The organism is Arthrobacter humicola (genome assembly GCF_039531445.1).
In the GTDB taxonomy this organism is placed as follows: Bacteria; Actinomycetota; Actinomycetes; order Actinomycetales; family Micrococcaceae; genus Arthrobacter; species Arthrobacter humicola.
On sequence record NZ_BAAAQB010000021.1, the window covers coordinates 1 to 1,261 of the forward strand.

General features: G+C 68.0%; 2 protein-coding genes. Both read left to right on the forward strand.

Annotation, left to right across the window (positions count from 1 at the left end; translation table 11 throughout):
- Positions 1 to 93: 93 nt before the first annotated feature.
- Complete coding sequence (locus ABD243_RS07220; RefSeq protein WP_344363789.1) at positions 94 to 522, forward strand: hypothetical protein; 429 nt, start codon at positions 94 to 96, stop codon at positions 520 to 522.
- A 75-nt stretch (positions 523 to 597) separates the two neighbouring features.
- Positions 598 to 945 (forward strand): hypothetical protein, encoded by a 348-nt coding sequence (locus ABD243_RS07225; protein WP_344363792.1) that lies wholly within the window; start codon positions 598 to 600, stop codon positions 943 to 945.
- Positions 946 to 1,261 lie beyond the last annotated feature (316 nt).

Here is a 1,261-nt window from a genome sequence, read left to right on the forward strand (position 1 = left end):
CCAGCAGCCAAAAAACAACGGGGGGAGAAGGGGACGCTGGCCGGTCACCGACCGCTCCCCGCCCACCACATCCTCGGAAAAGGACACACAACCATGAACGCAATCGCTACCGCGACCGTGACCACAAAGGACACCGGCGAGGTGATCCACGACGCCCCTGTGCTTCGGGACTACCACATGAACGACGGGTACGACTGGATGGAACTTATCGGCGAACACGGCTGGGCCGTGATCCCCAGCTGGGGCTGTGACGGCTGGGACCTCGGCAACTGGCCCTACGTCATGGTCGCCGGGATCCGGACCGCTGACCGGATCGGGAACCTGTTCGGCGTCGCGACCTACTGCGAGGGGGACGTGAAGACCAGCTACTACCGCACCAAGCGGGCGCAGTGGGACGCGATCACCGAACACGCCTTCTTCTACTGGACCAGTGGGCAGGCCCACGGCCCGCTCGACCTACCCGTGGCGGCCGCGGAACTGCCCAGCCGCTACCGCGAACCCTATTCCGTCTTCGCAGACTAGCCACCCCCTGCCGGTGCGGCCCATGGAACCCCGTGGGCCGCACCGGCACCCAGCACCCCGACAGGAGATACGACCATGAACGACAACCCGACACCGTTGAAGGGCCTCACCGCCCTGATCTACCGTGACGCCCTGGGCATCGACTTTTCCAACCGGGGAATCTCGGCCACGGCAACGGAAGTCACCGTCGTCGGCCCCGGCATCGACCCCATCTTTGAAGCCACCGCCGAGCGGCCCGCCGTCCGGATCATCAGGCGGGAGCACGCGAACGGGGCGATCTATCACGCCGAACCCCTGCCGACGGAGGACGAACCCTCTGTCTGGTACATGTTCGGCGGCACGTTCATTTTCAGTAGCGACTCACGGTTCCGGACCGGCATCGACTTCTACGGGGCCGTGCCGCTGCACGACCGCCGCGAGTAAAGGCACACGGTAGCCGGTCCCTGTGTGGGCCGGCCGCCGCGGGCGGTCCGCCGCCGGTTGCCGGGTACCGCTGTGGTCGCCTGCGGCGGACCGCCATTTCCGGGGAAGCGCCGCAGGCGACATGGGCCCGACGCCGGCCAGCCAGGGGGCGGGGCCCGGTAGGGCGGATCCGGGGGAGCCCAAGTCACTGGCATGCTCGCAGGGCTCGCATCCCAATCGGGCGTCCGCTGGCGCGGCCGGCTGTGGGGTCCAGGGCGGCCGTCGCAGGGCTCCGGACACCCTGGCCCTTTCTGTCTACGACGTTTTTTGGCTGCTG

Bases quoted from the DNA above. Each gene is read 5' to 3' on its own strand.
- ABD243_RS07220 (WP_344363789.1), top strand. From the start codon at position 94: ATGAACGCAATCGCTACCGCGACCGTGACCACAAAGGACACCGGCGAG.
- ABD243_RS07225 (WP_344363792.1), top strand. From the start codon at position 598: ATGAACGACAACCCGACACCGTTGAAGGGCCTCACCGCCCTGATCTAC.